At 71.3% G+C, this 23,609-nt stretch carries 23 protein-coding genes; 5 read left to right on the top strand and 18 right to left on the bottom strand.

The genetic code is table 11. The features are described from left to right. Nucleotides 1–2 precede the first annotated feature (2 nt). From araA to AB0M56_RS39350, 7 genes are all read right to left on the bottom strand, one after another. The gene (araA, locus tag AB0M56_RS39380) at nt 3–1,508 is read right to left on the bottom strand and encodes an L-arabinose isomerase (RefSeq protein ID WP_364185864.1); all 1,506 of its coding nucleotides are present in this window, start codon (nt 1,506–1,508) and stop codon (nt 3–5) included. A gap of 30 nt (nt 1,509–1,538) precedes the next feature. Next, nucleotides 1,539–2,216: an L-ribulose-5-phosphate 4-epimerase gene (locus tag AB0M56_RS39375; RefSeq protein WP_364185862.1), complete on the bottom strand. Its 678-nt coding sequence runs from the start codon at nt 2,214–2,216 to the stop codon at nt 1,539–1,541. Next, nucleotides 2,207–3,892, bottom strand: a complete 1,686-nt coding sequence (araB, locus tag AB0M56_RS39370) for a ribulokinase (protein ID WP_364185992.1) — start codon at nt 3,890–3,892, stop codon at nt 2,207–2,209. Before araB ends, AB0M56_RS39375 begins: the two co-directional genes overlap by 10 nt. A 60-nt stretch (nt 3,893–3,952) precedes the next feature. Beyond that, nucleotides 3,953–4,981: a LacI family DNA-binding transcriptional regulator gene (locus AB0M56_RS39365; RefSeq protein ID WP_364185860.1), complete on the bottom strand. Its 1,029-nt coding sequence runs from the start codon at nt 4,979–4,981 to the stop codon at nt 3,953–3,955. A 93-nt stretch (nt 4,982–5,074) separates the two neighbouring features. After that, on the bottom strand, nt 5,075–5,500 hold the full coding sequence (locus AB0M56_RS39360; protein WP_364185858.1) for an MmcQ/YjbR family DNA-binding protein: 426 nt from the start codon (nt 5,498–5,500) through the stop codon (nt 5,075–5,077). A 244-nt stretch (nt 5,501–5,744) separates the two neighbouring features. Beyond that, nucleotides 5,745–6,290, bottom strand: coding sequence for a hypothetical protein (locus AB0M56_RS39355; protein WP_364185856.1), 546 nt, complete (start codon nt 6,288–6,290; stop codon nt 5,745–5,747). A gap of 89 nt (nt 6,291–6,379) precedes the next feature. Beyond that, nucleotides 6,380–7,342, bottom strand: a complete 963-nt coding sequence (locus AB0M56_RS39350) for a GNAT family N-acetyltransferase (RefSeq protein WP_364185854.1) — start codon at nt 7,340–7,342, stop codon at nt 6,380–6,382. 125 nt (nt 7,343–7,467) lie between these two features. Here AB0M56_RS39350 and AB0M56_RS39345 point away from each other — a divergent pair, with 125 nt between their 5' ends. After that, nucleotides 7,468–7,872 (top strand): DUF6086 family protein, encoded by a 405-nt coding sequence (locus AB0M56_RS39345; RefSeq protein WP_364185852.1) that lies wholly within the window; start codon nt 7,468–7,470, stop codon nt 7,870–7,872. Between the two features lie 60 nt (nt 7,873–7,932). Here AB0M56_RS39345 and AB0M56_RS39340 read toward each other — a convergent pair whose 3' ends face one another. After that, nucleotides 7,933–9,090, bottom strand: a complete 1,158-nt coding sequence (locus tag AB0M56_RS39340) for an LLM class flavin-dependent oxidoreductase (protein WP_354866702.1) — start codon at nt 9,088–9,090, stop codon at nt 7,933–7,935. A gap of 182 nt (nt 9,091–9,272) precedes the next feature. On the opposite strand from AB0M56_RS39340, the gene AB0M56_RS39335 reads away from it, so the two are divergent. Next, complete coding sequence (locus AB0M56_RS39335) at nt 9,273–10,286, top strand: helix-turn-helix domain-containing protein (RefSeq protein WP_364185850.1); 1,014 nt, start codon at nt 9,273–9,275, stop codon at nt 10,284–10,286. Between the two features lie 3 nt (nt 10,287–10,289). Here AB0M56_RS39335 and AB0M56_RS39330 read toward each other — a convergent pair whose 3' ends face one another. Next, nucleotides 10,290–11,657, bottom strand: coding sequence for an MFS transporter (locus AB0M56_RS39330; RefSeq protein WP_364185848.1), 1,368 nt, complete (start codon nt 11,655–11,657; stop codon nt 10,290–10,292). Between the two features lie 121 nt (nt 11,658–11,778). Between AB0M56_RS39330 and AB0M56_RS39325 the strand changes: the two genes are divergently transcribed. Beyond that, the gene (locus tag AB0M56_RS39325; RefSeq protein ID WP_364185846.1) at nt 11,779–12,471 is read left to right on the top strand and encodes a TetR/AcrR family transcriptional regulator; all 693 of its coding nucleotides are present in this window, start codon (nt 11,779–11,781) and stop codon (nt 12,469–12,471) included. A 52-nt stretch (nt 12,472–12,523) separates the two neighbouring features. Here AB0M56_RS39325 and AB0M56_RS39320 read toward each other — a convergent pair whose 3' ends face one another. From AB0M56_RS39320 to AB0M56_RS39300, 5 genes are all read right to left on the bottom strand, one after another. Further along, nucleotides 12,524–12,985 carry a cupin domain-containing protein gene (locus tag AB0M56_RS39320; RefSeq protein ID WP_364185844.1) on the bottom strand — a complete coding sequence of 154 codons (462 nt, stop codon included), beginning with the start codon at nt 12,983–12,985 and terminating at the stop codon, nt 12,524–12,526. Continuing rightward, entirely contained in the window at nt 12,982–13,893 is a 912-nt protein-coding gene (locus AB0M56_RS39315; RefSeq protein ID WP_364185842.1) for an NADP-dependent oxidoreductase, read from the bottom strand. Before AB0M56_RS39315 ends, AB0M56_RS39320 begins: the two co-directional genes overlap by 4 nt. Before the next feature lie 20 nt (nt 13,894–13,913). Continuing rightward, complete coding sequence (locus AB0M56_RS39310; RefSeq protein ID WP_364185840.1) at nt 13,914–15,128, bottom strand: MFS transporter; 1,215 nt, start codon at nt 15,126–15,128, stop codon at nt 13,914–13,916. Nucleotides 15,129–15,141: 13 nt separating this feature from the next. After that, nucleotides 15,142–15,780, bottom strand: a complete 639-nt coding sequence (locus AB0M56_RS39305; RefSeq protein ID WP_364185838.1) for an HD domain-containing protein — start codon at nt 15,778–15,780, stop codon at nt 15,142–15,144. A gap of 117 nt (nt 15,781–15,897) precedes the next feature. Beyond that, nucleotides 15,898–16,632: an alpha/beta hydrolase gene (locus AB0M56_RS39300; RefSeq protein ID WP_364185836.1), complete on the bottom strand. Its 735-nt coding sequence runs from the start codon at nt 16,630–16,632 to the stop codon at nt 15,898–15,900. Nucleotides 16,633–16,807: 175 nt separating this feature from the next. Here AB0M56_RS39300 and AB0M56_RS39295 point away from each other — a divergent pair, with 175 nt between their 5' ends. Both AB0M56_RS39295 and AB0M56_RS39290 read left to right on the top strand, forming a co-directional pair. Beyond that, nucleotides 16,808–17,815, top strand: a complete 1,008-nt coding sequence (locus AB0M56_RS39295; protein ID WP_364185834.1) for a GlxA family transcriptional regulator — start codon at nt 16,808–16,810, stop codon at nt 17,813–17,815. A gap of 219 nt (nt 17,816–18,034) precedes the next feature. Further along, nucleotides 18,035–20,191, top strand: coding sequence for an alpha/beta fold hydrolase (locus AB0M56_RS39290; protein WP_364185832.1), 2,157 nt, complete (start codon nt 18,035–18,037; stop codon nt 20,189–20,191). Between the two features lie 195 nt (nt 20,192–20,386). On the opposite strand, the gene AB0M56_RS39285 is transcribed toward AB0M56_RS39290, so the two are convergent. From AB0M56_RS39285 to AB0M56_RS39270, 4 genes are all read right to left on the bottom strand, one after another. Then, the gene (locus AB0M56_RS39285) at nt 20,387–21,220 is read right to left on the bottom strand and encodes an alpha/beta hydrolase (RefSeq protein ID WP_364185830.1); all 834 of its coding nucleotides are present in this window, start codon (nt 21,218–21,220) and stop codon (nt 20,387–20,389) included. 150 nt (nt 21,221–21,370) lie between these two features. Beyond that, entirely contained in the window at nt 21,371–21,904 is a 534-nt protein-coding gene (locus AB0M56_RS39280; protein WP_364185828.1) for a GNAT family N-acetyltransferase, read from the bottom strand. Between the two features lie 9 nt (nt 21,905–21,913). Then, nucleotides 21,914–22,930 carry a nucleotide kinase domain-containing protein gene (locus tag AB0M56_RS39275; RefSeq protein WP_364185826.1) on the bottom strand — a complete coding sequence of 339 codons (1,017 nt, stop codon included), beginning with the start codon at nt 22,928–22,930 and terminating at the stop codon, nt 21,914–21,916. Further along, nucleotides 22,923–23,573 carry a TetR/AcrR family transcriptional regulator gene (locus AB0M56_RS39270; RefSeq protein ID WP_364185824.1) on the bottom strand — a complete coding sequence of 217 codons (651 nt, stop codon included), beginning with the start codon at nt 23,571–23,573 and terminating at the stop codon, nt 22,923–22,925. The genes AB0M56_RS39275 and AB0M56_RS39270 overlap by 8 nt, the downstream gene beginning before the upstream one ends. Nucleotides 23,574–23,609: the final 36 nt, after the last annotated feature.

The raw sequence follows: 23,609 nt of genomic DNA, 5'->3' as shown, positions 1-23,609 counted from the left end.
TTTCAGAAGCCCTGGGCGAGCCGGTGGTAGGCCTGGTTCCAGCGGATCCGGTCGGCGAACCCGGAGGTGGTGGTGCCGGCGTCGATGGTCAGGAGCTCGACGCCGAGCAGGTCGGCGAAATCGCGGAGGGTCTCGACCGGCACGGCTTGCGTCAGCACGGTGTGGTGCGGCGCGCCGGCGGTGATCCACGACTCGGCCGACGTGGCGAGCGACGGCGCGGGCCGCCAGACCGCGCGCGCGACGGGCAGGCTGGGCAGCGGCTCGTCGGGTGGGACGACCTCGATCTCGTTGGCCACCAAGCGGAACCGGTCGCCGAGGTCGGCCAGGCCGAGCACCACGCCGGGACCGGGGGCGGCGTCGAACACGAGCCGCACCGGGTCCTCGCGGCCGCCGATGCCGAGCGGGTGGATCTCGCACGACGGGCGCGCGGCGGCGATGCTCGGGCAGACTTCGAGCATGTGCGCGCCGAGGATCTTCGGCTCGCCCGGCCCGAAGTGGTAGGTGTAGTCCTCCATGAACGACGTGCCGCGGCCGGTGCCGGCCCCCATCGCCTTCACCGCGGCGAGCAGGGCCGAGGTCTTCCAGTCGCCTTCGCCGCCGAAGCCGTAGCCCTCGGCCATCAGCCGCTGCACGGCCAGCCCCGGCAGCTGCCGCAGGCCGCCGAGGTCCTCGAAGTTCGTGGTGAACGCGCCGAAACCGCCCTCGGTGAGGAACAGCCGCAGCCCCAGCTCGACTTTCGCCGCGTAGCGCAGGGCCTCGTGACGGGCGCCGTCTTCGGCGAGCTCCGGCGCCAGGTCGTAGGCCGACGCGTATTCGGCGACCAGCTCGCCGGTGTCCTTTTCGGACACGTTGTCGACGAGCTCGACGAGGTCGTTCACACCGTAGGTGTTGACGGAGACACCGAAGCGCAGCTCGGCCTCGACCTTGTCGCCTTCGGTCACGGCGACGTCGCGCATGTTGTCGCCGAAGCGAGCCAGCCGCAGCTCGCGCAGGTGGTCCGCGCCGATCGCGGCCCGGGCCCACGCGTCGATCCGGTCGACGACCACCGGGTCGCCCGCGTGCCCGGCGACGGTCTTGCGCGGCACGGAAAGGCGCGTCAGCACGTGGCCGAACTCCCGGTCGCCGTGCGCGGCCTGGTTGAGGTTCATGAAGTCCATGTCGATGCTGTGCCACGGCAGGGCTTCGTTGAGCTGGGTGTGCAGGTGCAGCAACGGTTTGCGCAGCGCGTCGAGCCCGCCGATCCACATCTTCGCCGGCGAGAAGGTGTGCATCCACGCGATCACCCCGACGCAGGAGGTGTCGGCGTTGGCCTCGAGCAGCAGCCGGCGGATCGCGGAGGCCTCCGTCAGCACCGGTTTCCCGACGAGCTCGGCCGAAAGCCGTCCCGTCGAGGCGAGCAGCCGCTGGATCTGCAGCGACTGGCCCGCGACCTGCGCCAGCGTGTCCTCGCCGTAGAGCGCCTGGCTCCCGGTGAGGAACCAGACCTGGGGTTTGTTCTGCGAAGCCATTTGTCTCCTCGTCGTGTGCGCCGGCCGGGCTCAGCGCTGGCCGTAGACGTTCTGGTAGCGCGTGTAGAGCCGGTCGACGTCCTCGGCCGGCAACGGTTTGGGCGCGCCGAGCTCGAATGCCTTGTGGACGGTCCGGGCCACGTCCTCCACCAGCACCGCCGCCTTCACCGCGTCGCGGGCGGTGCGCCCGACGGTGAACGGGCCGTGGTTGCGCATGAGAACGGCGGGCGAGCGGCTGGCCCGCAGCGTCTCGACGATGCCGCGGCCGATGGAATCGTCGCCGATCAGCGCGAACGGCCCGACCGGGATCTCCCCGCCGAACTCGTCGGCGATCATCGTGAGCACGCACGGGATGGGCTCGCCGCGCGCGGCCCACGCGGTGGCGTAGGTGGAGTGCGTGTGCACGACGCCGCCGACGTCGGGCAGGTGCCGGTAGACGTAGGCGTGGGCGGCTGTGTCCGACGAGGGCGCGAGGTCGCCGTGGCGCAGCCGCCCGCGCAGGTCGGTGACGACCATGGTGTCGGCGGACAGGTCGTCATAGGAGACCCCGGACGGCTTGATCACCATCAGCTCGCGCCCGGGCACCCGCGCCGAGACGTTACCCGCGGTCCAGGCGACCAGCTCGTTGCGCGTGAGCTCGCCGTGCAGGTCCGCGACGGTGCGGCGCAGTTCGGCGACGGTGCCGAGCAGCTCGTCGGTCAGCGACATGTCAGGACTGTCCTTTCGCCGGCGGTGGCGGTGGCGTGGCGGCGGGCCGCGAGGCGGTGCAGCACGTCGCTGCCGCCGCGGCCGAAGTGGTCGTGCAGCTCGCGGTAGTCGGCGTAGAGCTCGTCGTAGGCACGGGCGTTTTCCGGGATCGGCCGATACCCGTCGCGGTGGAGCGAGCCCATTGCGCGAGAAGCCGCGGTGATGTCCGGGTGAGCGCCGGCCGCCACAGCGGCGTGGAGGGCCGAGCCGAGCGCCGGCCCCTGCGCGGACCCGATCACCGACAGGGGCACGTTCACCACGTCCGCGTAAAGCTGCATCAGGAAGGCGTTGCGGACGAGCCCGCCGGCCACGACCAGCTCGGTGACCGGTACGCCCGAGTCCCGGAAGGCTTCGATGATCGTGCGGGTGCCGAACGCCGTGGCCTCCAGCAGCGCCCGGTAGGTGTCCTCGGCGCGGGTGGCCAGCGTCTGGCCGACGACGACGCCGGACAGGTCGTGGTCCACCAGCACCGAGCGGTTGCCGCTGTGCCAGTCGAGCGCGACCAGCCCGTGCGCGCCGATTTCCTGCGCCGACGCCAACGCCGTGAGGTGCTCGTGGAGCGAGACGCCCGCTCGCCGCGCGTCCTCGTGGTAGGCGGCCGGCACGCCGTGCTCGACGAACCAGCCGAAGATGTCGCCGACGCCGCTCTGCCCGGCCTCGTAGCCCCACAGCCCGGGCACGATCCCGCCGTCGACGACGCCGCACATGCCGGGGACCTCACGCAGCTCTTCGGCGTTGAGCACGTGACACGTCGAGGTGCCCATGATCGCGACCATCCGGCCGGGTTCGACGGCCTGCGCGGCGGGCGCGGTCACGTGCGCGTCGACGTTGCCGACCGCGACGGCGATGCCTTCCGGCAGACCGGTCCACGCCGCCGCTTCGGCGGTGAGCGAACCGGCCCGGTCGCCGAGGCGCCCGAGCGGCCGGTCGAGCTTGTCCGCCACGAAGTCCGCGAACCCGGGGTTCAGCTCGCGCAGGAAATCGGCGCCCGGGTACTCGCCGTCCTGCAGGATGCCCTTGTATCCGGCAGTGCAGGCGTTGCGGACATAGTGGCCGGTCAGCCGCCAGACGATCCAGTCGGCCAGCTCGACCCAGTGCGCCGTCGCCGCGTAGACGGCGGGCGCCTCTTCCAGGACCTGCAGCGCCTTGGCGAACTCCCATTCCGACGAGATCCGCCCGCCGTAGCGGGGCAGCCACTTCTCGTCGCGGGCGCGGGCGAGCTCGGTGATCCGGTCGGCCTGCGGCTGGGCGGCGTGGTGGCGCCACAGCTTCACGTAGGCGTGCAGCTCGCGCTCGAACTCCGGCAGCTCGCACAGCGGCGTTCCGTCCACAGTGGTCGGAACCACCGTGCACGCGGTGAAGTCGGTGCCGAGGCCCACGACATCGGCGGGATCGGCGCCGGCTTCGCGGAGCGCGGCGGGGACGGCGGTGCGCAGCACCCCGACGTAGTCCGAGGGGACCTGCAGCGCCCAGTCCGGCGGCAACGGCTCGCCGGTCACGGGCAGCGTCCGGTCGACGACGCCGTGCGGGTACTCGTACACGGCGGTGCCCAGCTCGGCGCCGTCGGAGACCCGCACCACGACGGCGCGGCCCGAGAGCGTGCCGAAGTCGACGCCGACCACGAGGGGCTCGTGAATGTTAGCGTTAACATTCGGAGAGTGCGGGGACACGTGGTTCTCCTTCGGTGGGGACCGCGCTCAGCGTGGTCCGGTGCTCTCCCGGACGATCAGCTCGGGCTCGACCAGATGGCGCACGTGCTGGTCGCCGCCGCCCATCCGTTCGGTCAGCAGCCCGAAGGTGCGCCGGCCGACCTCGATGAAGTCCTGGCGCACCGTGGTCAGCGGCGGCGTGAAGTACGCCGCCTCGGGGACGTCGTCGAAGCCGGCCACGTGCACGTCCGCCGGCACGCCGATGCCGGCTTCGGTGAACGCGCGCAGCAGCCCCAGCGCCATCTGGTCGTTGGCCGCGAACACCGCGTCCAGCCCGCCGTCGGCGGCGGACACTTTCCTGGCCAGCGCCCGGCCGGCGGCGTAGCCCGACGCCGGGCTCCAGTCGCCGCGGATGACGGGCGGCACTTCGGCGCCGTGGCGCTCCAGCGTCTCGCGCCAGCCGCGCTCGCGCTCGAGCGCCTCCAGCCAGTCCTCCGGCCCGGCGACGTGCCACACCGTGCGGTGCCCGAGCGCGAGCAGGTGCTCGGTCGCGCGGCGGGCTCCGTCGTACTGGTCCACGGAGATCACCGGAACCGGCGCGCCCTCTCCGCCGCCGACGGCGACCACCGGGACCGCCGAGGGCACTCCCGCCAGTGCTTGCCCGGCCGTGACGTGCGGGGCGATCACGACGATCCCCTCCACGGCTTGGCGCCGCAGGCTCTCCACCGCGTCCGCGATGGACGAGCGGCCCGGGCGGCTCACGCTCGAGATCGTGATGGCGTAGCCGGCTTCCCGGGCGGCGTTCTCGATGCCGTGCAGGGTGCTCGCGGGTCCGTACAGATTGGACTCCAGTGCGACGACCCCGAGCGTGCCGGAACGGCCCGTGACGAGCGCGCGGGCCGCGGAGTTGGGCCGGTAACCCAGCTCCTCCACCGCGGCCATCACCCGCGCGCGGGTCTCGGGGCGGACCGGGCCGGTGCCGTTGATGACCCGCGAGACAGTCATGTGGGACACGCCCGCGAGCCCGGCCACGTCCGTCAGGCTCGCCTGCCGATCTCCCGCCGCTCCTGCTGACACTACGTCACCGCCTTCCTCGTCCGGGTGGTCCGCGTCACTCTTTCCGGCGCATAGTGTTAGCGATAACAGTCACCCGGTCAAGACTCGGCTCGGTTACGACCTGGCCTCCTGATCGGCGAGCCACGCCGCACCCCGGCGGGCCGAAGCGCGCGACAGCCATGCCTCCTGGACCACTTCCGCCAGCTCGGCCCGGCTGATCTCGCCGAGCCGGCAGGCCCGCACGAGCACCGACAGGTGGCCGCGGAAGTGCGGCGTCGTGAAAAACGGTGAGTTCTCGTCCTGGACGAGTGCTGCCTTGTCGCCTTCGGACGGCACCCAGAACACGATCACGTCCGGGTAGCGCTCGCCCGTCTCCGGGTCGACCGCGTCCGGGCGGGGGTTGCGGAAGAAGACGAACGACTTGCCCCCGACCTGGTACACCGGCTTGTGCTCGGTTCCGGGCCAGACGGTGACGTGCGGCATCCCGAGAGCGAGCTCGTGGACGTCTTCGACACACGCGGGGCGGCTGTCGTCCGGCACGGGGTCAGTGTAAAGCGCAATCGCGCCCGCCTGGTGGGTTCAACTGCTCCGCCGGTGCCCCGAGGGTCCACATCGGACACCACTCGCCGGAGATCGCCGGTGCCGCGTGGGACTCGCCGGTCGGCGGGATCGTCCACGCGGCCCGGCCGTGGTTCAGCGGCGCCGCCGGCTGACGCGGCGCGCGGTCCGCCGCGACGTGCGGCGAGCGACCCTGCGGGATCCGAACATGGTGGTCCCTCCTGATTCAGGTACGGCTGGGGGTGGCGGTCTCGAAGGCGTGCAGTTGCTGCGCTTCCTCCGCCGTGACCAGGCCGATGGCGACGAGGTCGAGCGGGCTGATGAAGCCGTCGGAGATGCGGAACCCGCCCGCTTCCGCGATGGCGTCGCGCAGGGGGATGGCCCAGCGGTGTTCCAGCAGCACGAGGGCGGCCGCCGAACCGTCCGGGATTTCCTCCAGGACGTCCCAGGCGTCTTCGTCGGAGAACACCTCGACGCCGTCCGCGGCCGCCTCGGCACCCGCGACCGCGCCGGCCTCCATGCCTTCCTCACCTTCGATTCCGAGCCCGATCAGCGCCCCGACCTTGCTGCCGAGCTCGACGGCCTCTTCGTCGCTGAGGTTGCTCAGGTGGGCGACCTCGATCCCGCCGTCGGAATCCTTGTGCACGGCCAGCGCGTCGACCACGTTGACGGTGCCACTTTCCCTCAGGCGCTCGAGTTCGGTGATGATCGCGCCGTGGAAGTCCGGGTCCGGAAATCCCAGTACGACGAGCTGGATGGGTCCGATCGTCATTATCCTGCCTCCGTTCTGCGTCGCGTCCCTCATGGCGAGCATCTGGGGGCGGGTCGGGAACGGCCTCATCTGCGGGAGGTGAGCTTGCGTCAGACTACGAGCGCTCGCCGGACGAAGAGGATCGTCGGGGTGAAGCCGGCCTTCGCGAAGATCCCGGACGCCCCCGCCGGACTCGGCGCGTCGACTTTCACGCTGGCCTGGTCGAAACCGTGCTCGGCCGCAGCCCGCAGCGCGTGCCCGAGCAGCGCTCCGGCGACACCGCGGTTGCGGTAGGCCGGGATCGTCCCGAGGACCATGAAGTGCGCGTCGCGGATGCCGGTCGCCGCGACGTCGCCCTCCCATTGGTTGGCCACGAGCACCCCCGCGACAGCTTCTTCGGCGCGCAGCAGGAAACTCGCCTCGGGTCGCAGGGTGTGGTTGGCGATCTTGTTCCGCCAGCTGTCGGCGGGAACCGGCGCCGGCACCCAGGAGTCCGCGTACGCCTTGTTACGGGTCAACCGGAACTCCTCGTCGTTGTCCGCCGACCACGGCTCGATCCGCAGCCCTGGCGGGATCGCGGGTTCGGGAAGCGCGGCGCCGAGCGGGTGCTCCAGGTGCTGGAAGTACCGAACGGGCACGAAGCCTCGCGGGCCCACGAGTTCGGCCACACCGGGGATGTGCGCGGCCTTGTGGACGTCGATCGCCAGCTTCAGCGCCGGGTGGCGCAGCGCGTGCAGCGTTTTCGCCGCCGCCACCCCGGCTTCGACGAGCTCGGTGCCGATACCGCGGCGCCGGAAGTCCGGGTGCACGCCACCGTCGAGGTACACGCGGTGGGTTTCTTCCGCGAACCGCTTGTAGCGGATCTTCATGTACCCGACCATCATGTCCCCGTCGAACGCCGCGAGGCTCGCGCGCTCCAGGTCCGCGTAGGGGTCAATGAGCTCCTGGAACGTGTCCTGCGCCGTGTACGTCTCGCCGATCCGGTCGACGGTCTCCATCGCGTTGAGCAGGTCGGCCGCCGCCTGCGCGTCGTCGCGGGTGAGAGGGCGCCAGGTGAGCGACGTGGTGTCCACGCGCCCGAAGGTATTCACCCACGGCCGGGCTGTCGCGTCGTTTTCCGCCAAAACCGATCGCTGACGGCCGTATGCGCTCAGTACGCTCACGCGGCTGAAAAAGCACCAGATGGGGGAGTGAGCCGATGAGTCAATACTTCGAGGTCGGCGACAAGACGTTGTGGAATCCGTCCAACGGCGTCGGTTTGCTGTTCCGCTCCGCCGAGGCCGTGGCCCCGATCGTCGAGCTGCCCACGGGGATCGGCCCTGCGGCCGCCGACGAGTGGGCGGTCGACCTGCCGGTCTTCACCGCCTTCGTCGATGCCCTCGTCGACCGCTATCAGCGCTCGAACCACCTGATCCTGCGGTCGATGGTGGAAGGCTTCCTCGCCACGGCGATGGTTCTGCTCGACTGCGCAGGTGCCGAAATCCCGGCGCTCGGCCGCGAGCCGGGCCCCGACGTCCGCGACATCTCGATGGTCGGAACCCAGCCGCCGGCCGGGAAGCTCGCCGAGCTCCGCGCCGCTCACGCACGCGCGATGCCCACCTGATCACCGGAAACGCCCACGGCGGCACCAAAGCCGTAACCGGTGCCGCCGTGCCCGCGAGGATCAAGCGGACTTCTCCGCCTCGTGCCGGGCTTTCGCCTCCTCCAGGGCCTGGCCCTGCCGGCTGTGCAGCTCGGCCCGCAGCTTCTTCGCCTGAGCCTCGGTCGCGGCGAGGCGGTCGAGCCGCTGCTGGAAGTGCGGGGCGACGGCTTCGGCGAACAGCTCGTAGTGCCGCGCCGTGGCGGCCGGGGTCGCCCACTCGTGCGCCATCATCAGGTACGAGCCGAAGCCGCCCTTCGACTGCGCCTCGAGGTTGCCGATCTGGCGGATCGCGTCCTGCGGGGTGCCGATCACGCCGATGCCGCTGGCGTTGATCCAGTCGACGCGCTCGGTGAAGGTCGCGCCGCCGGGTTCGAAGTGGGGGACGGCGGCGACGTGCTGCAGGTAGTCGCACCAGTCGTCCAGGCCGTGCTCGACTTCGGCGTAGGCCTGTTCCTTCGTCTCGGCCAGGTGCATCGGCCCGACGAGGCGCCAGCCGTCGCGGTTCATCGTGGTGCCGAACTGCGTGGCGCGTTCCTCGGCGACGTCCCAGTGCTGGGCCAGCAGGTCGAGGTCGCCGGTCAGGGTCGCGCCGATCGACAGGAGGCTGAGCCCGTGCTTGCCGGCGATGCGCGGCCCCGACGGCGACGCGATCGCGGCGACGCCGACCTCCAGCCCGCCCTGGGTGAAGGGCCGCAGCTGGCAGAGCGCGTCGCGCAGCTGGTAGCGGTCGGTTTTGGCCGTCACGGGTTCGGCGCCGTTGAGCAGCTGCATCAGCACGTCGGTGTCCTCTTCCAGTGCGCCACGCTGGCTGAGGGGGTCGAGACCGATCATGGACGCGTCGGTCGGCAGCGAGCCCGGGCCAAGGCCGAGCATGAACCGGCCGCGCGTGAGGTGGTCGAGCAGGATCGCGCGGTCGGCCACCCACAACGGGTTGTGGTACGGCAGCGAGAGCACGCCGGTGCCGAGCTTGATCGTCTTCGTCTGAGCCGCGACGTGGGCGATGAAGATCTCCGGGCTCGCGATGAGCTCGACGCCGCAGGAGTGGTGCTCGCCGATCCACGCTTCGTCGTAGCCCAGCCGGTCGAGCAGCTTGATCGTCTCGACGTCGCGAGCCAGGGCCGCGACCGGGCTCTTGATCGGTGAGGCGTGGAACGGGGCCATGAAGACGCCGAAACGCATGAGTCCTCCTTGACTTCGCCGGCCGGGTGATCGACGGTAACGCCGGTGTGGCGCGCCACACCGGGCTCGAGGCGGAAGCGTTCAAAAGATGAACACCCCGCCCGATCGGGGGCTGGCCGCGCGCTTCGCCGATCCTGCACACTCGGGGTTTCCCGGCGACGACGCCAGGAGAGGAGCCGCCCGTGCCCACCTCGGACGTCTGGCAGCAGTTCCTCGAGGCCGATCGCCGCGGGGCGGCGCGGCCGGAGATCGAGGAGTCGTGGGTTCGGTCGCGGCAGTCCGGCGTCGATCCCGAGCGGCTCGACCTCGCGCCCGCCCGGTTCGACCCCGAAACCCTGCTGGTCGCCGTCGGCAGCCGTGTCATCCCCGGCACGGCCGACTTGCTCGTGGGCGACGCCGCGTCGGTCGCCTTGGTCGACCCGTGCGGCACCCTGACCTGGCGCTGGGAGTCCGACCCCGCGTTGCGCCGTGACCTGCAGCAGGTGGAGGTCGAGCCCGGGCACCGCTACGTCGAGGACGGTGTCGGCACCTGCGGGGTCGGGCTCTCGATGGCGGTGCGGTCCGCGTCGATGGTGGTCGGGGCCGAGCACTACAAACAGGCCTGGCACCCCTACACCTGCGCGACCGCGCCGATCGTCGACCCGACCACGCGGCTGCTGCTCGGCTCGGTCAACGTGTGCTGCCGCGCCGAGCACACCAACCGTTTCGTGATGGCCGCCGTCGTCGCCTTCGCCGAGCGCCTGCGTTCGGCGTTGCGAGACGCGGCCACGCCCCGGCAGCGCCGGCTCGTCGACGCGCACATGACGTTCCGCTCCCTGCCCGGCACCACGGTGATCACACTCGACGGCGAGATCATGATCAGCGACGGCGGCCCCACCGCGACCCTGCCCGACCGCGCGACGCTGTGGTCGATGCTGCGGGAAGCCGGCCCCTCGGCCACGCACCTGCCCCTCGCCGACGGCCGCGTCGCCATCGTCCGCCCCGTCACACCCGGCCGGTTCGAGGACGGCTGTGTCCTGATCTTCAGCGCGGTTTCGTTGTCGGAGCACGAAAACCCGCTCCAGAACGCGGAAGCCGAGATCATCCGCGAGGTCCTGATCGCCTGCCGCGGCAACAAGACCGCGGCGGCGCACCGGCTCGGCATGTCGCGCGGCACCCTGTACAAGCGTATCCGCCGCTACGGCCTGGGCGACTGAGCTTCACCGCTGGGCGTGCTTCGGCAGGAACCGGACCAGCAGCAGCACCAGCACGTAGATGCCGGCGCAGAGGCCGAACACCAGCTCGGCAGCGCAAACGTAGTTTGCCGGCGAAGGTTGCCCGACGCGGGCGAAGAACACAGTGCCGAGCGCGGCGACGCCAATGGCGTTGGCGAACTGCTGGGCGGCGTTGAGCACGCCGGCGCCGGTGCCGACCTCTTCGGTGGTGGCATCCCCGAGGATGAAGTCGAACAGCGGCACGAACAGCAGCCCGGAACCGAGCCCGGTCACGAGCAGGGCCGGGGCCAGTTGCCACACGGTGATGGCGGCGCCCCAGTGGGCGATCGACCACCAGAGACCGAGCAGGCCGACGACCGCGACGGCCAGTCCCAAGTCGAGGTTGAAGCGGCCGAGCTTCCCGGCCAGGACGGCACCGGACACGAGCGTGGCGACCGCGGTGCCGACCGCCCACGGGATCAGGGCGAAGCCGGTCTGCAGCGGTGACCAGTTCAGGCCGGACTGCAGCAGCAGGTTGAGCACCAGGACGAACGCGCTGAGCGCGGCGTAGAACCCGCCGACGATCAGCAGGCCCACCACGAAGCTGCGCTTGCGGAACAACGACGGCGCGATGACCGGATGCGCGCTGCGGCGTTCGGACGCGACGAACAGCCCGAAGGCCACCAGGCCGGCGGCGATCATCACGTACGTCCACGCGGGCCAGCCGAGGTCGCGGCCCTGGATGAGCGGCACGATCAGCAGCGCCGAACCGGCGGTGAGCAGGCCGACGCCACGCAGGTCGAGGCGCGCGGTGCGGTCTTCGCCGCTGTGGCGGGGGAGAACCCACCAGGCGAGTGAGTCGGCGAGGACGCCGAACGGGACGTTGATGAGGAAGATCGAGCGCCATTCGCCGCCGAAGAGGTCCAGGTGCAGCAGCCAGCCGGCCAGGACCGGGCCGGCGACCGTGGCCAGGCCCATGATCGGGCCGAAGGGCATGAGCGCCTTGCGCAGGGGCTCCGGCGGAAAGACGATCTTCACCAGCGCGAGACCCTGCGGGATCATCACGGAGCCGAACAGGCCCTGGAACACGCGGGCGGTGATGAGGAACCCGGCGCTGGGCGCCAAGCCGCAGGCCAGCGACGCGACGGTGAAGCCGGCCATGCCCAGCAGGAACAGCCGCCGGCGGCCGAGCAGGTCACCGAGGCGGCCCGAGGTGATGAGGCCGAGCGCGAACGCCGCGGTGTAGGCCGAGAGCACCCACTGCAGCGTCATCGGCCCCCCGCCGAGGTCCGCGCGGATCGAGGGTCCGGCCAGGTTGGCGACGCTCGTGTCGACGAGGTCCATGAGCTCGGCGACGACCACGACGACCAGCACCAGCCAGGCCTGTCGGAGGGGAAGCGATGTCGTTGGTGGCGCGGTTGACGAACTAAGTTCAGTAGTCACGAACTAAGTTCTAAGCGACGAACTAAGTTCGTGTCAAGGTAGGGTGGCGCACATGCCCGCCGCCTCCCAACGTGCTCAGCGCTCCGAGTCCCCCGCTTCCCGCAAGCCGCCTATCACCGCCGAGCGCATCACGGACGCCGCGCTGCAAGTCGTCGCCACCGAGGGCTACGACGCGCTGACCATCCGCCGCGTCACCGCCGTGCTGGGCACCGGCCCGTCGTCGCTCTACGCCCACATCACCACGAAGACCGACCTCGACGACCTGCTCATCGGCCGGCTGTGCTCGGAAATCTCCTTGCCCGAGCCGGACCCCGCCGCGTGGCGGCAGCAGGTCCACGACGTCTACGCCCAGATGCGCGACCAGTACCTCAAGTACCCCGGCGTGTCCCGCGCGGCGCTCGCTTTGGTCCCCACGCACCTGGAAACCCTGCGCGTCAGCGAGGGCATCCTGGGTCTCTTGCTGGCCGGCGGTGTCCCCGCGCAGACCGCGGCGTGGGCGCTGGATTCACTCACGCTGTACGTCACCGTGTATACCTGGGAACGCTCGCTGGTCCACCAGCGCCGGAAGAACGAGGACGACGACTGGGTGCTCAGCCGGGAGGACCTCGTCGAGCGGCTCGGTGCTCTGCCGGCCGAGCGGTTTCCCCACACCCGGCGCCACGCGGCCGAGTTGACGTCCGGGTCCGGTCACGACCGGTTCGACTTCACCCTGTCCTTGATGCTCGACAACCTCGTCGCTTCTTGATCGCTGATCGCGAAGCGGTGAGGTTGTCGAGTCAGACCGGGTTCCCCGCGGCTCAGCCGTGCGGGTCGTCCACTTTCAGCTGTTCTCCCGTCGTCGCCACGAACACGACCAGCAGTTTCGCCGGTTCGGTCGCGCTGACGTTGTCCGTGGCGACGTGGTGCGCGCCCGGCTGTTCGGTCCAGTTTTCGCCCTGGTGGTAGGCGTGGGCGGGCTGGCCTTCGAGCTGGCTGCGGATCGTGCCTTCGAGCACGTAGGCGTAGACGAAAGCGTCGCCGTGGCGGTGGGGGGCCGCGCCGGCGGACGGCGGGAACGAGACGATCGACGAGGTGAACGTCTTGCCCGGGATGTTCGGCAGGGCCTGGGCGAGAAGCGGGGTCAGCGTCTCGGCAGGATGACCGGAAACAGAGGCCGGAGCCGAAGCCGGAGCCGCGGCCTGGGACTCGGCTGCGGACGAGCAGCCGGCGACCGCCACCGCGGTGAGCAGCAGGCCGCCGGCGACACGTGGGTTGATCACTCGGCCACCTGGATGATCGTCTTACCCGGAGTCCGCTGCCGCCGCGCGAACGCTTCGGCCGTCTCGGCGAGCGGGCGCACGTTGCTGACGATCGGCTTGAGCCGTCCGTCGCGGACGCGCTGGGCCAGGTCCGCCAGGCGCACGCGATCCGGTTCCACCACGAAGAAAACGGCGCGCCCGTCGGCCGGCTGCACCTCGGGGGGCGCGGCGATGGTCACGACGGTGCCGCCGGGGCGCACCAGCTTCGTCGAGCGCTCGAGGACCTCGCCGCCGATCACGTCGAGGATCACGTCGGCCGGGCCGGCGGACTCGAAGGAGGCGGTGTCCACAAAGTAGTGCGCGCCGAGGCCGAGCACGAAGTCGCGGTCGGCAGGGCGGCCGGTGCCGATCACTTGGGCGCCCGCCTCGTGGGCGAGCTGCACCGCGATGGACCCGACACCGCCGGCGGCACCGTGGATCAGCAAGGTCTGGCCGGCGGACAGCGAAGCGTGGTCGAACAGGGCCTGCCACGCCGTCAGCCCCGAGATCGGCAGCGCGGCGGCCACGGTGTGGTCGATGTCCGCGGGAAGCGGCGCGAGGTTGCGGGCCTCGACGGCGGTGTACTCGGCCAGGGAACCGTCGCGCAGCCAGTCGGTGAGGCCGAACACGCGCTGCCCGACACTCAGGCCGGTGGTGCCGTAACCCAGCTCGGCGACGACGCCGGACAGCTCGTGCCCGGGCACGCTGGGCGTGCGGTCGCGGCCGGCGCGGTCGGTCCAGGTGCCGGGCCACTCGAGCTCGCCCGGGGTGAAGCCGGCGGCGTGCACGCGCACGATGACGTCGTTCTCGGCGGCGTGCGGGTGGGGCACGTCGGCGAGCTTGAGGCCGCCGACGCCCGCGCTTTGGTCCTGTGCGGTGATGGCTTGCATGTCATGTCCTTTCAGGACAGTCAGTGGTGTCGGGGTGCAACGAGTTCAGCGACGCGCCGGGTCGAAGAGGACTGCACGGCCGCGCTCACGGACAGCACCGCGACGAACGCGAGGTACACGTAGCCCGTCGTCTCCAGCCCCCAGGACGGCTCCACCAGCCCGGCCGCCAGCGACGGGAGGCTCAGCGCCGCGTAGCTGACGACGTAGGCCGCGGAGAACACTTCCGACCGCGTCTTCGTGGTGGTGGCCGCGCTGATGCCGCGCAGCGTCCCGGTGAATGTCAGGCCGACGCCCAGCCCGGCGATCACTGACCCGCCGAGGAAGCCGTCCGCGGAGCCGAAACCCAGGGCGCCTGCCAGCACCGCCGCGCCCACGACCAGCAGGACCGCGCCCATCAGGGTCGCGATCCGGGCGGTGTGCCGCGCCGCCCACAGGCCGCCCGCGCTGTTGGCGAGGAACAGCACCGCGATGGCGAGGCCGCCCGCGGCGCCGAACCGCACGTGCAGGACCTCGGTCACGAGCGACGGGGCGAGCGCGAGGAACAACCCGGTCAGTGACCACCCCGCGACGATGGCGGGCACCGCGCCGAAGAACGCCCGGTGCGTCTCGCGCGGCACGCGGACGCGCGGGCGCAGCGACGTCAGCACGCCAGGCCGTGGGCCGGCCGTCTCGGGGATGGCGAAGACCAGCGCGGCGACGGCCATGAACGCCACGGTGAGCACCGGGAAGACCACCGCGTCGGGTTGTGGGCCGGCCTGCACGAGCAGGCCTGTCACACCGCCACCGGCGGCGAGCCCGAAACTCGTCCCCACGGCGGTCATCGTCGGCCCGCGGTGCGGGCGATCCGCGGGGGAGAACTCGACCAGCCCGGCGGCCAGCGCGCCCGTCGCCATCCCGGTGGCGAGGCCCTGCACGATCCGGGCGGTCACGAGCGCGCCGACCCCGCCGGCCGCCCAGAAGATCGCCGTGCCGGCCGCGGCCACCAGGAGCGCCGCGACCAGCACCGGCCGGCGCCCGACGTGGTCGCTCAGCGAACCGACCGTCAGCAGCGCGACGACCAGCCCGGCGACGTACACGGCGAAAACGACCGTCAGGATCATCACCGAAAAGCCCCACCGCTGCAGGTACACCGGGTAGATCGGCGAGGGGGCGCTCGTCGACGCCATCAGGAGCACGTTGGCGAAGACGAGCAGGGCGAAGGAGGCGCCCCGGCTCAGGTTGTGTCGGTCGTCCATTTCGGTGGCCGGGTCAGCTCGACCAGGGCGAGCCGGTGATGCGCTCGACGGTGGTCGTGCGGGAGAAATCGGGGATGAAGTGCTCCAGGATGTCGGAGTTCACCGTTCCGTTGGTGGTTTCCGGGCGGTGCTTCAACGCGTCGACGAAGGTGCGCAGGAAATCGTTCTTGAAGTCGCCGCGCGGGTGGAAGGCGAGGATTTCCTCGACCTGGGCGAGGTCCAGGCCGTCGAAACCGAAACCGAGCACGTCGGTCAGCACGCCGAGGTGGGTCGTGGCGATTTCCGGGCCCATGCGCCCGGGGATTCCCGGCGTGGTGTGCAGGGCGATGGCCGTCCACACGGTGTCCGCGGCCGCGGCCGAGAAACCCCGGTCCAGCAGGAACTTGCGCCCGTGGTCGGCGCCGTCGACCTCGAACCGCTGCTCCACGTCGGAAAACGGCGTGATGAGCCCGGTGTCGTGGAACATCGCGGCCAGGTAGAGCAGTTCCGGATCCGGTTTCACCCCAAGCCGCTGCGCGTGGAACTGGCTGAAGAAGTAAACCCGGCGGGAGTGGTGGTAGATGAGGGGGTTGGTCGTTTCCTGGATGAGACGCGACGCCTCGGCGACCGCCGCCGTCTCGGGGACCTCCACACCCGCGATGATCTCTGACATGACTGCTGCGCTTCCGTTCTTTTCTCGACGGATTGTGTCCGTCTCCATGGTGCCGATCGCGGCGCCCGTCGTGCCGCCTTTGTCCGGCCAGGAACCACTCAGATCGGGACGCGCGGTTCAGCCGTCGACGGTGTGTGCGTGCAGCAGTGCCTCGACGAAGGCGTCGGGGCGGGTCAGAAACGCCTCGTGGTCACCCGGAACGGTGATCGGCTCGACCCCGAGCCGGGCCGGGAATCGCGGACACCACGCGTAGTCGCCCGGGGGCATCGCCAGGTCGCATTCGCCGGCCAGGTAACTGACCGGCAGGCCGAGGGTCGAAAACGCGGGCGCGTGCAGGGGCTGTTCGAAAAAGCACATCGGCTGCGGCACGAGCAGTTCGTAGATCAGCTTTTGCGTCGGTTCCGGGGTGTCCTGGGCGAAGGCGCTCTGCCACACCGGGTAAGGCAGGACGACGGAATGGTCACCCGATTCCTGCGCGAGCTGCCGGAAGAGCGCGGCGTGCCCCGGCGGGACGTCGTCCACGAGCGCCACGCCGTTTTCCGGCACGAACGCGCTGTGGAACACCACGCGGCGAACCCGGTGCGGAACCCGGTGCGCCGCCCCGAAAACGGGGTACCCGCCCCAGCTGTGGGCGACCAGCGTGACGTCTTTCAGGTCGTGGCCGTCGAGGAAATCGACGAGGAAGTCCACTGTGTCCTCGAGCGTGAAACGGCGGGGGTCGTCGCCGTCCGCGAGGCCCGGCAGCGTCAGCGCGACCACGTCGTGCCCCGCGGCGCGCAGCCGCTGGGCGACCGGCCGCCACGACCACGCGCCGTGCCACGCGCCCGGAACCAGCACGTACGTCTCCACCATGGTTCGACTCACCTTCCTGTGGCTTCGTTGCCAGAGGGCTTGCAGCCCGTGCCGGACCTGCTTCTCGGTCGGGCCTGTGACGAAGGGAACGTAGCGAGTAGTTTAGTTACGGTCAATAGGTGTAACTAAACTTGGTGGGCGCAATTTTGTGGTGACGGTGTGCTACCAATGCCCTGTGCGCCCGTCTTCCGCCTCCACGACCGCCAGGCCGGGTTCCCCCGCGCGCGTCGTGGCGATCCTGGTCTTCGACGGGGTGACCCTGCTGGACGTCGCGGGCCCGGCGGAGGTGTTCAAGGAGGCCACGCGGCTCGGTGCCGACTACCGGATCGTGCTCGTCTCGCCGACGGGCGAGGACGTGGTTTCGAACCTCGGGTTCAAGGTCGCGGTCGAGGGTTCCGTGCGCTCCGAGCCCGCGCCGGACACCTACCTGGTGGCCGGGTCCGACCTCTACCCGCGCACGCCCGTGCCGTGCGACCTGGCGGAAGCCGCCCGCGTGCCGGCCGCCGGCGCCCGCCGCGTCGCCTCGATCTGCACGGGCGCGTTCATCCTCGCCGCCGCCGGCCTGCTCGACGGCAAGCGCGCCACCACGCACTGGAAGGTCACCCAAGAGCTCGCCGCGCGCTGCCCGACGTGCCGCGTCGAGCCCGACGCCATCTACGTTCGCGACGGCACCACCTACACCTCCGCCGGCGTCACCGCCGGCATCGACCTGGCCCTGGCCCTCGTCGAGGAGGACCACGGCCCCGACCTGACGCGCGACGTCGCCCGTTCCCTGGTCGTGTACCTGCAGCGCTCGGGCGGGCAGTCGCAGTTCTCCGCCCCGCTGCAGGGCCCGCCGCCGCGCTCCCCGGCCCTGCGCACGATCACCGACCTGGTCACGGCCAACCCCGGCGCCAGGTACTCGCTCGGCGACCTCGCGAAACACCTGAACGTCAGCACCCGCCAGCTCACGCGCCTCTTCCACGACGAACTGAACACCACCCCGGCCCGCTACGTCGAGAACATCCGCTTCGACCTGGCCCGGGCCCTGCTGGACCAAGGCCACACCGCGACCCAGGCAGCGACCCTCGCCGGTTTCCCCAGCTACGAGGCTTTGCGGCGGGTGTTCGCGCGGAAGCTGTCGATCAGCCCGGCGGCTTACCAGCGCCGGTTCAGCACGGCGCAACGGGCCAACGCTGGGTAGTTTTCGGCGGCCGTCCGGCCGGTCTGCGAGGCCACCATCGGCATGAAGCTCGCGGCCGCCCTTCTCCGCCGGGTCCGACGCGGCGGGGCGCGGCCCGATCCGGCTCACCTCGCACGGGCGATGCTTCGCGGGCCGGCGGCGAGGACCGTGGCGTCGTCCTCCCAAGCCGGTTCGAGCGGCGCGCCGGCGCGGCAGGGCCGACGGTGAGGAGGGCGGAGCATGGCGGAGACGGCTACGCCTGCGTCGGCCGGCGGCACCTCGGATGGGCCGGCCGGGCCGAGCCAGCTGCGCCAGCAGACGAAGCCAGACCAGCCGGGCGAGCAGAAGGAGCCGGACCCCTCAGCACGGCTCCGCTCACGTGCCTACCTGCGCCTTCTCGTGCTCGCCGCGATCATCGGGGTGCCCATCTCCGCGGCGGCGTACTTCTTCCTCCAGCTGGTCGGCGCGCTGCAAGTCTGGGTTTACACCGATCTGCCGCGCGCGCTCGGGTTCGCCGGGCCGCCGTTGTGGTGGCCGGTGCCGCCGCTCCTCCTCTGCGGGCTGCTGGTCGCGGTCGCGGTGCGGTATCTGCCCGGTGGGGGCGGCCATCCGCCCGTCTACGGGTTCACGCCGGGCCACCAGCCCACGCCGCGCCAGCTGCCGGGCGTGCTGCTCGCCGCGGTGGCGACGCTCGGGCTGGGGGCGGTCCTCGGGCCCGAGGCGCCGCTGATCGCGCTCGGTGCCGGGCTCGGGGTGTGCGCGATCCGGCTCGCGCGTCCGCACGAGCCGAAGCAGGTCGGTGCCGTGGTGGCGGCGACGGGGAGCTTCGCCGCCATCAGCGCGCTGCTCGGGTCGCCGATCCTCGGCGCGTTCCTGCTGATGGAGGCGTCGGGGCTGGCCGGCGCGACCATGGGGCTGGTGCTGCTGCCGGGGCTGCTGGCCGCCGGGATCGGCACGTTGCTCTTCATCGGCCTCGACTCGCTGACCGGCCTGGGCCCGGCGTCACTGGCGTTGCCCGAACTACCGCCGTTCACCCACCCCGACATCGGGCAGTTCGGCTGGGCGCTCGGCATCGGCGCGGCCGCGGCGGTGCTGGGCACGGGTATTCGCAGGCTGTCCCTGCTGCTGCACTCGCGCGTCGAAAACCACGTCCTGCTGCTGACTCCCGTGGCGGGCCTCGTGGTCGCCGGGCTCGCGATCGCCTACACCGCCGCAGGCGGAAGCCTGTCGGACGTCCTGTTCTCCGGCGAGACGGCGCTGCCGGCGCTCCTGGAGAACAGCGCGACGTACGCGGTCCCGACGTTGCTGCTCCTGGTGGCCTGCAAGGGACTCGCGTACGGCGTGACGCTGTCGGCGTTCCGCGGCGGGCCCGTCTTCCCGTCGATGTTCCTCGGAGCCGCCGGCGGCGTCGCGCTGTCGCACCTGCCGGGCCTGCCGCTCGTCGCCGGGGTGGCGATGGGGATCGGCGCGATGTGCGTCGTCATGCTGCGGTTGCCGCTGACGTCCGTCCTGCTCGCCACACTCCTGCTCGCGTCCGACGGGCTGGCGGTGATGCCGCTGGTGATCGTCGCGGTGGTCGTAGCCCACGTGCTGGCCGCGTGGCTCGGCCCGCGCGAGGGTTCACTCGCCAAGGGTGATGAGGCGACGGCGCCTGCCACGCCAGTCTCCAAGGGCTCTGAAACGGCTGTCCGGGGAGGAACCAGCATGGCTCAGCGACCGAACATCGTCCTCGTCCACGGCGCGTGGGCCGACGGCTCGTGCTGGAGCGCGGTGATCGAGCGCATGCAGGCCGACGGCTACCGGGTCACCGCACCGCAGTTCCCGGAATCGTCGCTGGCCGCCGACGTCGCACGGCTGCGTCAGGTGCTGGCCCGCCAGGACGGCCCGACGATCGTCGCCGGCCACTCGTACGGCGGGCAGATCGTCACCGCCCTGGGGACGGACGCGCCGAACGTCGTCGGCCTGGTCTACGTCGCGGCGTTCGGCCTGGACGAGGGCGAGACGATCGGCAAGCTGCTGGCGCAAGGCCCCGTGACCCCGGCGCTGGCGCACCTCGACGTCGACAAGCAGGGCTTCGCGTGGCTGCCCGAGGACGACTTCGTGAACCACTTCGCCGCCGACGTCGACCCGGTCAAGGCGCGCGTCATGCACGCGGTGCAGCAGCCGCTGGCCTTCTCGGCTCTCGACGAGGTGATGGGCGTACCGGCGTGGAAGTCGCACCCGGCGTGGTTCCTGGTGGCCGAGGGTGACCAGGCGATCCCGCCCGAGGCCCAGCGCCTGTTCGCCGCGCGGATGAAGGCTACGACCGTCGAGGTCGCGACCAACCACGTCGCGATGGTCTCCCACCCCGACGACGTGCTGCGGCTCATCGCGAGCGCCGTCCAGGCCGTGCGGTGAGATCGACCGAGCCGCGTGCCCCGGCCGACACCGCGGCACCGGTGATGCGGTACGGGCTGACGGCGGGGCGCCCCATTTCTTCCGCGCCCAGCTGTCCGTGCTCGGCGAGGCCCTCCTGAAGGACGGGGTGCTCCTCGGCGCGTCCCTCCTGACCGCCGCCGACTCGCTGAGCGCCGCGGCCGAGCGCTCGTAGGTTCAGGCCCGGTGCACGGCCTCGAGAATGACGCGGGTGACGGTGTCGGGATGCGTGATGAAAGACAGGTGCCCCGAGTTGATCACCGTCGTGCGCGCCTTCATCCGGGCGGCGACGAAACGCTGGAGCTCGGGCGTGGTCGTGCGGTCGGCCGTGGTGATCACGTAGCTGCTCGGCTTGGTTTCCCACGCGGCGGCGGTGGTTTTGGTCGCGAAGAGATCCTGCGCGACGCGGCCCTGGGCGGCGTAGAGGACCCGCGCCCTGGTGGTCGGGACGCCGTTGGCGAAGTCGTTGAGGAACGCGTCTTCGGTGAGGTGGCCGAAACCGTTCTGGTACACGAGACCCGCGCCGGCCGGCGCGGCCGGGAACCGCGCGGTGAGCGCGGGGTAGTCCTCGCCGGCCATCGGTGCCCGCGCGGACAGGTAGACGAGCGAGTCGACGGCCGGGTGGACGCCGGCCTCGCTGATCACCGAACCGCCGTAGGAGTGGCCCACCAGCACGGTCCGCCCACTCTGCAGGTCGAGCTCGCGCCGCGTCGCGGCAACGTCGTCGGCCAGCGAGGTCAACGGGTTCTGCACCGACGTGACCGTGATGCCGGCGGCTTGCAGGCGCGGGATCACGTCGGCCCAGCACGACCCGTCGGCGTAGGCGCCGTGGACGAGCACGACGGACCGCCGCGGCGCGGGCCGCGTGGCGGCGCTCGCCGAACCCGGTACGGCGAGCGCGAGCCCGGTGGCGCTCAATGCGGCGATGCCCGCGAAGGACCGGCGGGTCAGCCGCGCCGGGGATCCCGTGGTGTCCGGATTCTCGCGATGGTGCGGGTCTGTGCGGTTCATGGCTGAGAGCTCCCCTTGTCAGCAGTCGATGCCGTCTGTCCACAGTGGCCGCACGCGGCGGCCGGCCATGATCACGTTACGCCGCCGCCGCGACCTGAGTCGGCGGCCTTAGGGGTAAGAACTGTCACTTGATCGGCGCGACCAGCGGGCTCAATCGGACTCGGCGGCCGAATGCCACACACCGAACCACTGTTCGGCGCCGAACTCCTCGAACTTCTCCACCGCGGTGAATCCCAGCTTCGCCGCGAGCCGCATCGAGCGCTCGTTGGCGGTCTGGGTGCAGAGCGCCACCGGTTCGCCGGGCAGCGCCCCGGCGATCCAGGCGAGCACCGCCGCACACGACTCGGCGGCGTACCCGAACCCCCAGGCCCGCGGCAGGAACAGGTAGCCGATCTCCATTGCCTCGGCGCCCGGCCGGAGCTGACCCGGACGGGCCGCCTCACGCCGGTCGAGCGTGACCATGCCGATCATCGCCGCGTCGAGCTCGACGACGAAGAAACCGAAGCGCCGCCCGGGCACCTCGGGCGAGGTGCGCTCCAGCTCGGCCCGCGATCGCGGGCCACCGAGGAAGGTCGAGACCTCGGGCGAGGCGAACAACTCGATGATCGTCGCGCGGTCCCGGGCCTCGGACTGGCGCAGCACCAGCCGCTCGGTCCTGATCGGGGCGGGCGGCCAGGCGGTCATGGCGGTAACTTATCGCGGCACGACCATGGCGGAAGCTTGCGCCCGTACGGCCTCGGTGATGCCCCACTCAGGGGGAAACCACGGCGCCGGCATCGGTTCACCGCTTCGGCGGTACTGCTGCTTGATCCGGGTCCGCCCGGAGGTGCCGGCGATGTCCGGGTGCGCGACGCGGGCATATTTGTCGACTTCGCAGAACAAGTTCTGACAGTCGACCAGGTGCAAGCGACGTCCGCCCAGCGAGGCGAAGCGCAGTCCGAGCCGCGTGAAGTGGGCTTCCTGCGTGTCGGTCATATACGCGATCACCGCGTCCTCGATACCGCGGGCGCCGGGTCCGAAGCATTTCCTGATGCCGTCGCGCGCGCCCGGGCCGGCGACGACGAAGTCGTTCTCGGAGAAGTCCAGCACGGACGTGTAGTTGAGGTCGATGGCGAACTGGAAGGCCAGGAAATCCCCCAGGCCCGGATAGGAGCGCAGCAGCGCGAACACTTGCGCCAGGCCGTGGGCGTCCTGGAGCTTCTCGGCCAGGCCGTCGCGGATCATGGTCTCGGCGAGCAGCAGGTGGTCGTGGTGCTTGCGGGCGCCGCCCAGCCGGGGCGGCGGGATGACGTAGGCGGGGGAGTACAGCGCGCGCCCGGCGCGCCAGGCCGCGTCGAGGACCGCGCGTGCCGCTGCCGGCCGCCACGACGCCCACGTGACGGGTCCGAGCTCGGCCTCCAGCAGGCGCCACGTGTCGATCTTGTTGAAGGACTTGAACAGCACCATCCGGAAGACCACGTCACGCGCCTCTTGCGGGCCGCGGTAGCCCACGTCGTGGATGGCGAACTGGCTCACCCGGTCCGCCGCGCGGTAGCAGTTCGTGAACCGGTGGGCGGTGAGGATCGGATCGCTCGCCACGGGCTCGCAGTTCCGCAACCGCGCGAAGTAGGCGTCTTGGCGGGCGGCGGCAAACCGCCAATACGTGTCGAAAACCGGGCTCGGCTGCAGTCTCCGGCCCAAGACGGTGAGGTCCGGAATGGACTCACTCACGGCGGCCGGGCTCCGGATTTCCCGGCGACGTCAGGTAAGCCAGCGCCATCTCCGCCGTCTCGGTCGCCCACGTGCGCCAAGTCAAGTCGTCCGGCCAGAAGCGGCCGGAGGCGGCGCGGTGGACGCACGAGCCGATGATCGTCCGCGCGGCCATCCTAAGGGCGAGGGCGCCGTCCGGGCGGCGGATCTCGGCGAGGCAGGGCTCGGCCGCGTCGACGAAGGTCCGCTGGATCGCGGCCATCGCCTGCAGGCCCCGGTCGCGGCCCTCGGCGCGCTGGGCATCGAGCAGGTCGGGGAAGACGCGGCCGTGGCGGGTGAACGTATGCGCCAGGGCCTCGGTGAACGCGGTGACGGTCTCGCGAAGCCCGGGCGCCGGCGAGCGAAGCGCGTCGCCGACGGTGGTTTCCAGCCGGCCGAGCAGCTCGTCCTTCACCGCGTAGAGCAGCTGGTCCTTGCCCGAGAACCGGCGGTAGATCGCTCCCACCGACAGCCCCGCCCGGTCGGCGACCGCGCCGACGGTGAACTCCTCGATGCCCCCGTCGGCGAGCACGTGCTCGGCCGCGGCCAGCACCTTCTGCAGGGACTCCCGGCTGCGGGCTTGTTGGGGCGGGCGGAAGCCCTGCTCGACGGATCGCTGACTCACCGGCCGCACGTTACCTCGCACTTCGGGGCGCACGGT

The organism is Amycolatopsis sp. NPDC051372 (assembly GCF_040682095.1).
Lineage (GTDB): Bacteria > Actinomycetota > Actinomycetes > Mycobacteriales > Pseudonocardiaceae > Amycolatopsis.
This window is presented reverse-complemented; position numbering and strand designations above follow the sequence as displayed.

Excerpts from the sequence above, each read along its gene's own strand:
- AB0M56_RS39315 (WP_364185842.1), bottom strand. The coding sequence starts at position 13,893 with ATGCAAGCCATCACCGCACAGGACCAAAGCGCGGGCGTCGGCGGCCTC.
- AB0M56_RS39300 (WP_364185836.1), bottom strand. The coding sequence starts at position 16,632 with ATGGTGGAGACGTACGTGCTGGTTCCGGGCGCGTGGCACGGCGCGTGG.
- AB0M56_RS39325 (WP_364185846.1), top strand. The coding sequence starts at position 11,779 with ATGCCCGCCGCCTCCCAACGTGCTCAGCGCTCCGAGTCCCCCGCTTCC.
- AB0M56_RS39375 (WP_364185862.1), bottom strand. The coding sequence starts at position 2,216 with ATGTCGCTGACCGACGAGCTGCTCGGCACCGTCGCCGAACTGCGCCGC.
- AB0M56_RS39340 (WP_354866702.1), bottom strand. The coding sequence starts at position 9,090 with ATGCGTTTCGGCGTCTTCATGGCCCCGTTCCACGCCTCACCGATCAAG.
- AB0M56_RS39280 (WP_364185828.1), bottom strand. The coding sequence starts at position 21,904 with ATGACCGCCTGGCCGCCCGCCCCGATCAGGACCGAGCGGCTGGTGCTG.
- AB0M56_RS39305 (WP_364185838.1), bottom strand. The coding sequence starts at position 15,780 with ATGTCAGAGATCATCGCGGGTGTGGAGGTCCCCGAGACGGCGGCGGTC.
- AB0M56_RS39345 (WP_364185852.1), top strand. The coding sequence starts at position 7,468 with ATGAGTCAATACTTCGAGGTCGGCGACAAGACGTTGTGGAATCCGTCC.
- araA (WP_364185864.1), bottom strand. The coding sequence starts at position 1,508 with ATGGCTTCGCAGAACAAACCCCAGGTCTGGTTCCTCACCGGGAGCCAG.
- AB0M56_RS39290 (WP_364185832.1), top strand. The coding sequence starts at position 18,035 with ATGGCGGAGACGGCTACGCCTGCGTCGGCCGGCGGCACCTCGGATGGG.
- AB0M56_RS39355 (WP_364185856.1), bottom strand. The coding sequence starts at position 6,290 with ATGACGATCGGACCCATCCAGCTCGTCGTACTGGGATTTCCGGACCCG.
- AB0M56_RS39285 (WP_364185830.1), bottom strand. The coding sequence starts at position 21,220 with ATGAACCGCACAGACCCGCACCATCGCGAGAATCCGGACACCACGGGA.
- AB0M56_RS39310 (WP_364185840.1), bottom strand. The coding sequence starts at position 15,128 with ATGGACGACCGACACAACCTGAGCCGGGGCGCCTCCTTCGCCCTGCTC.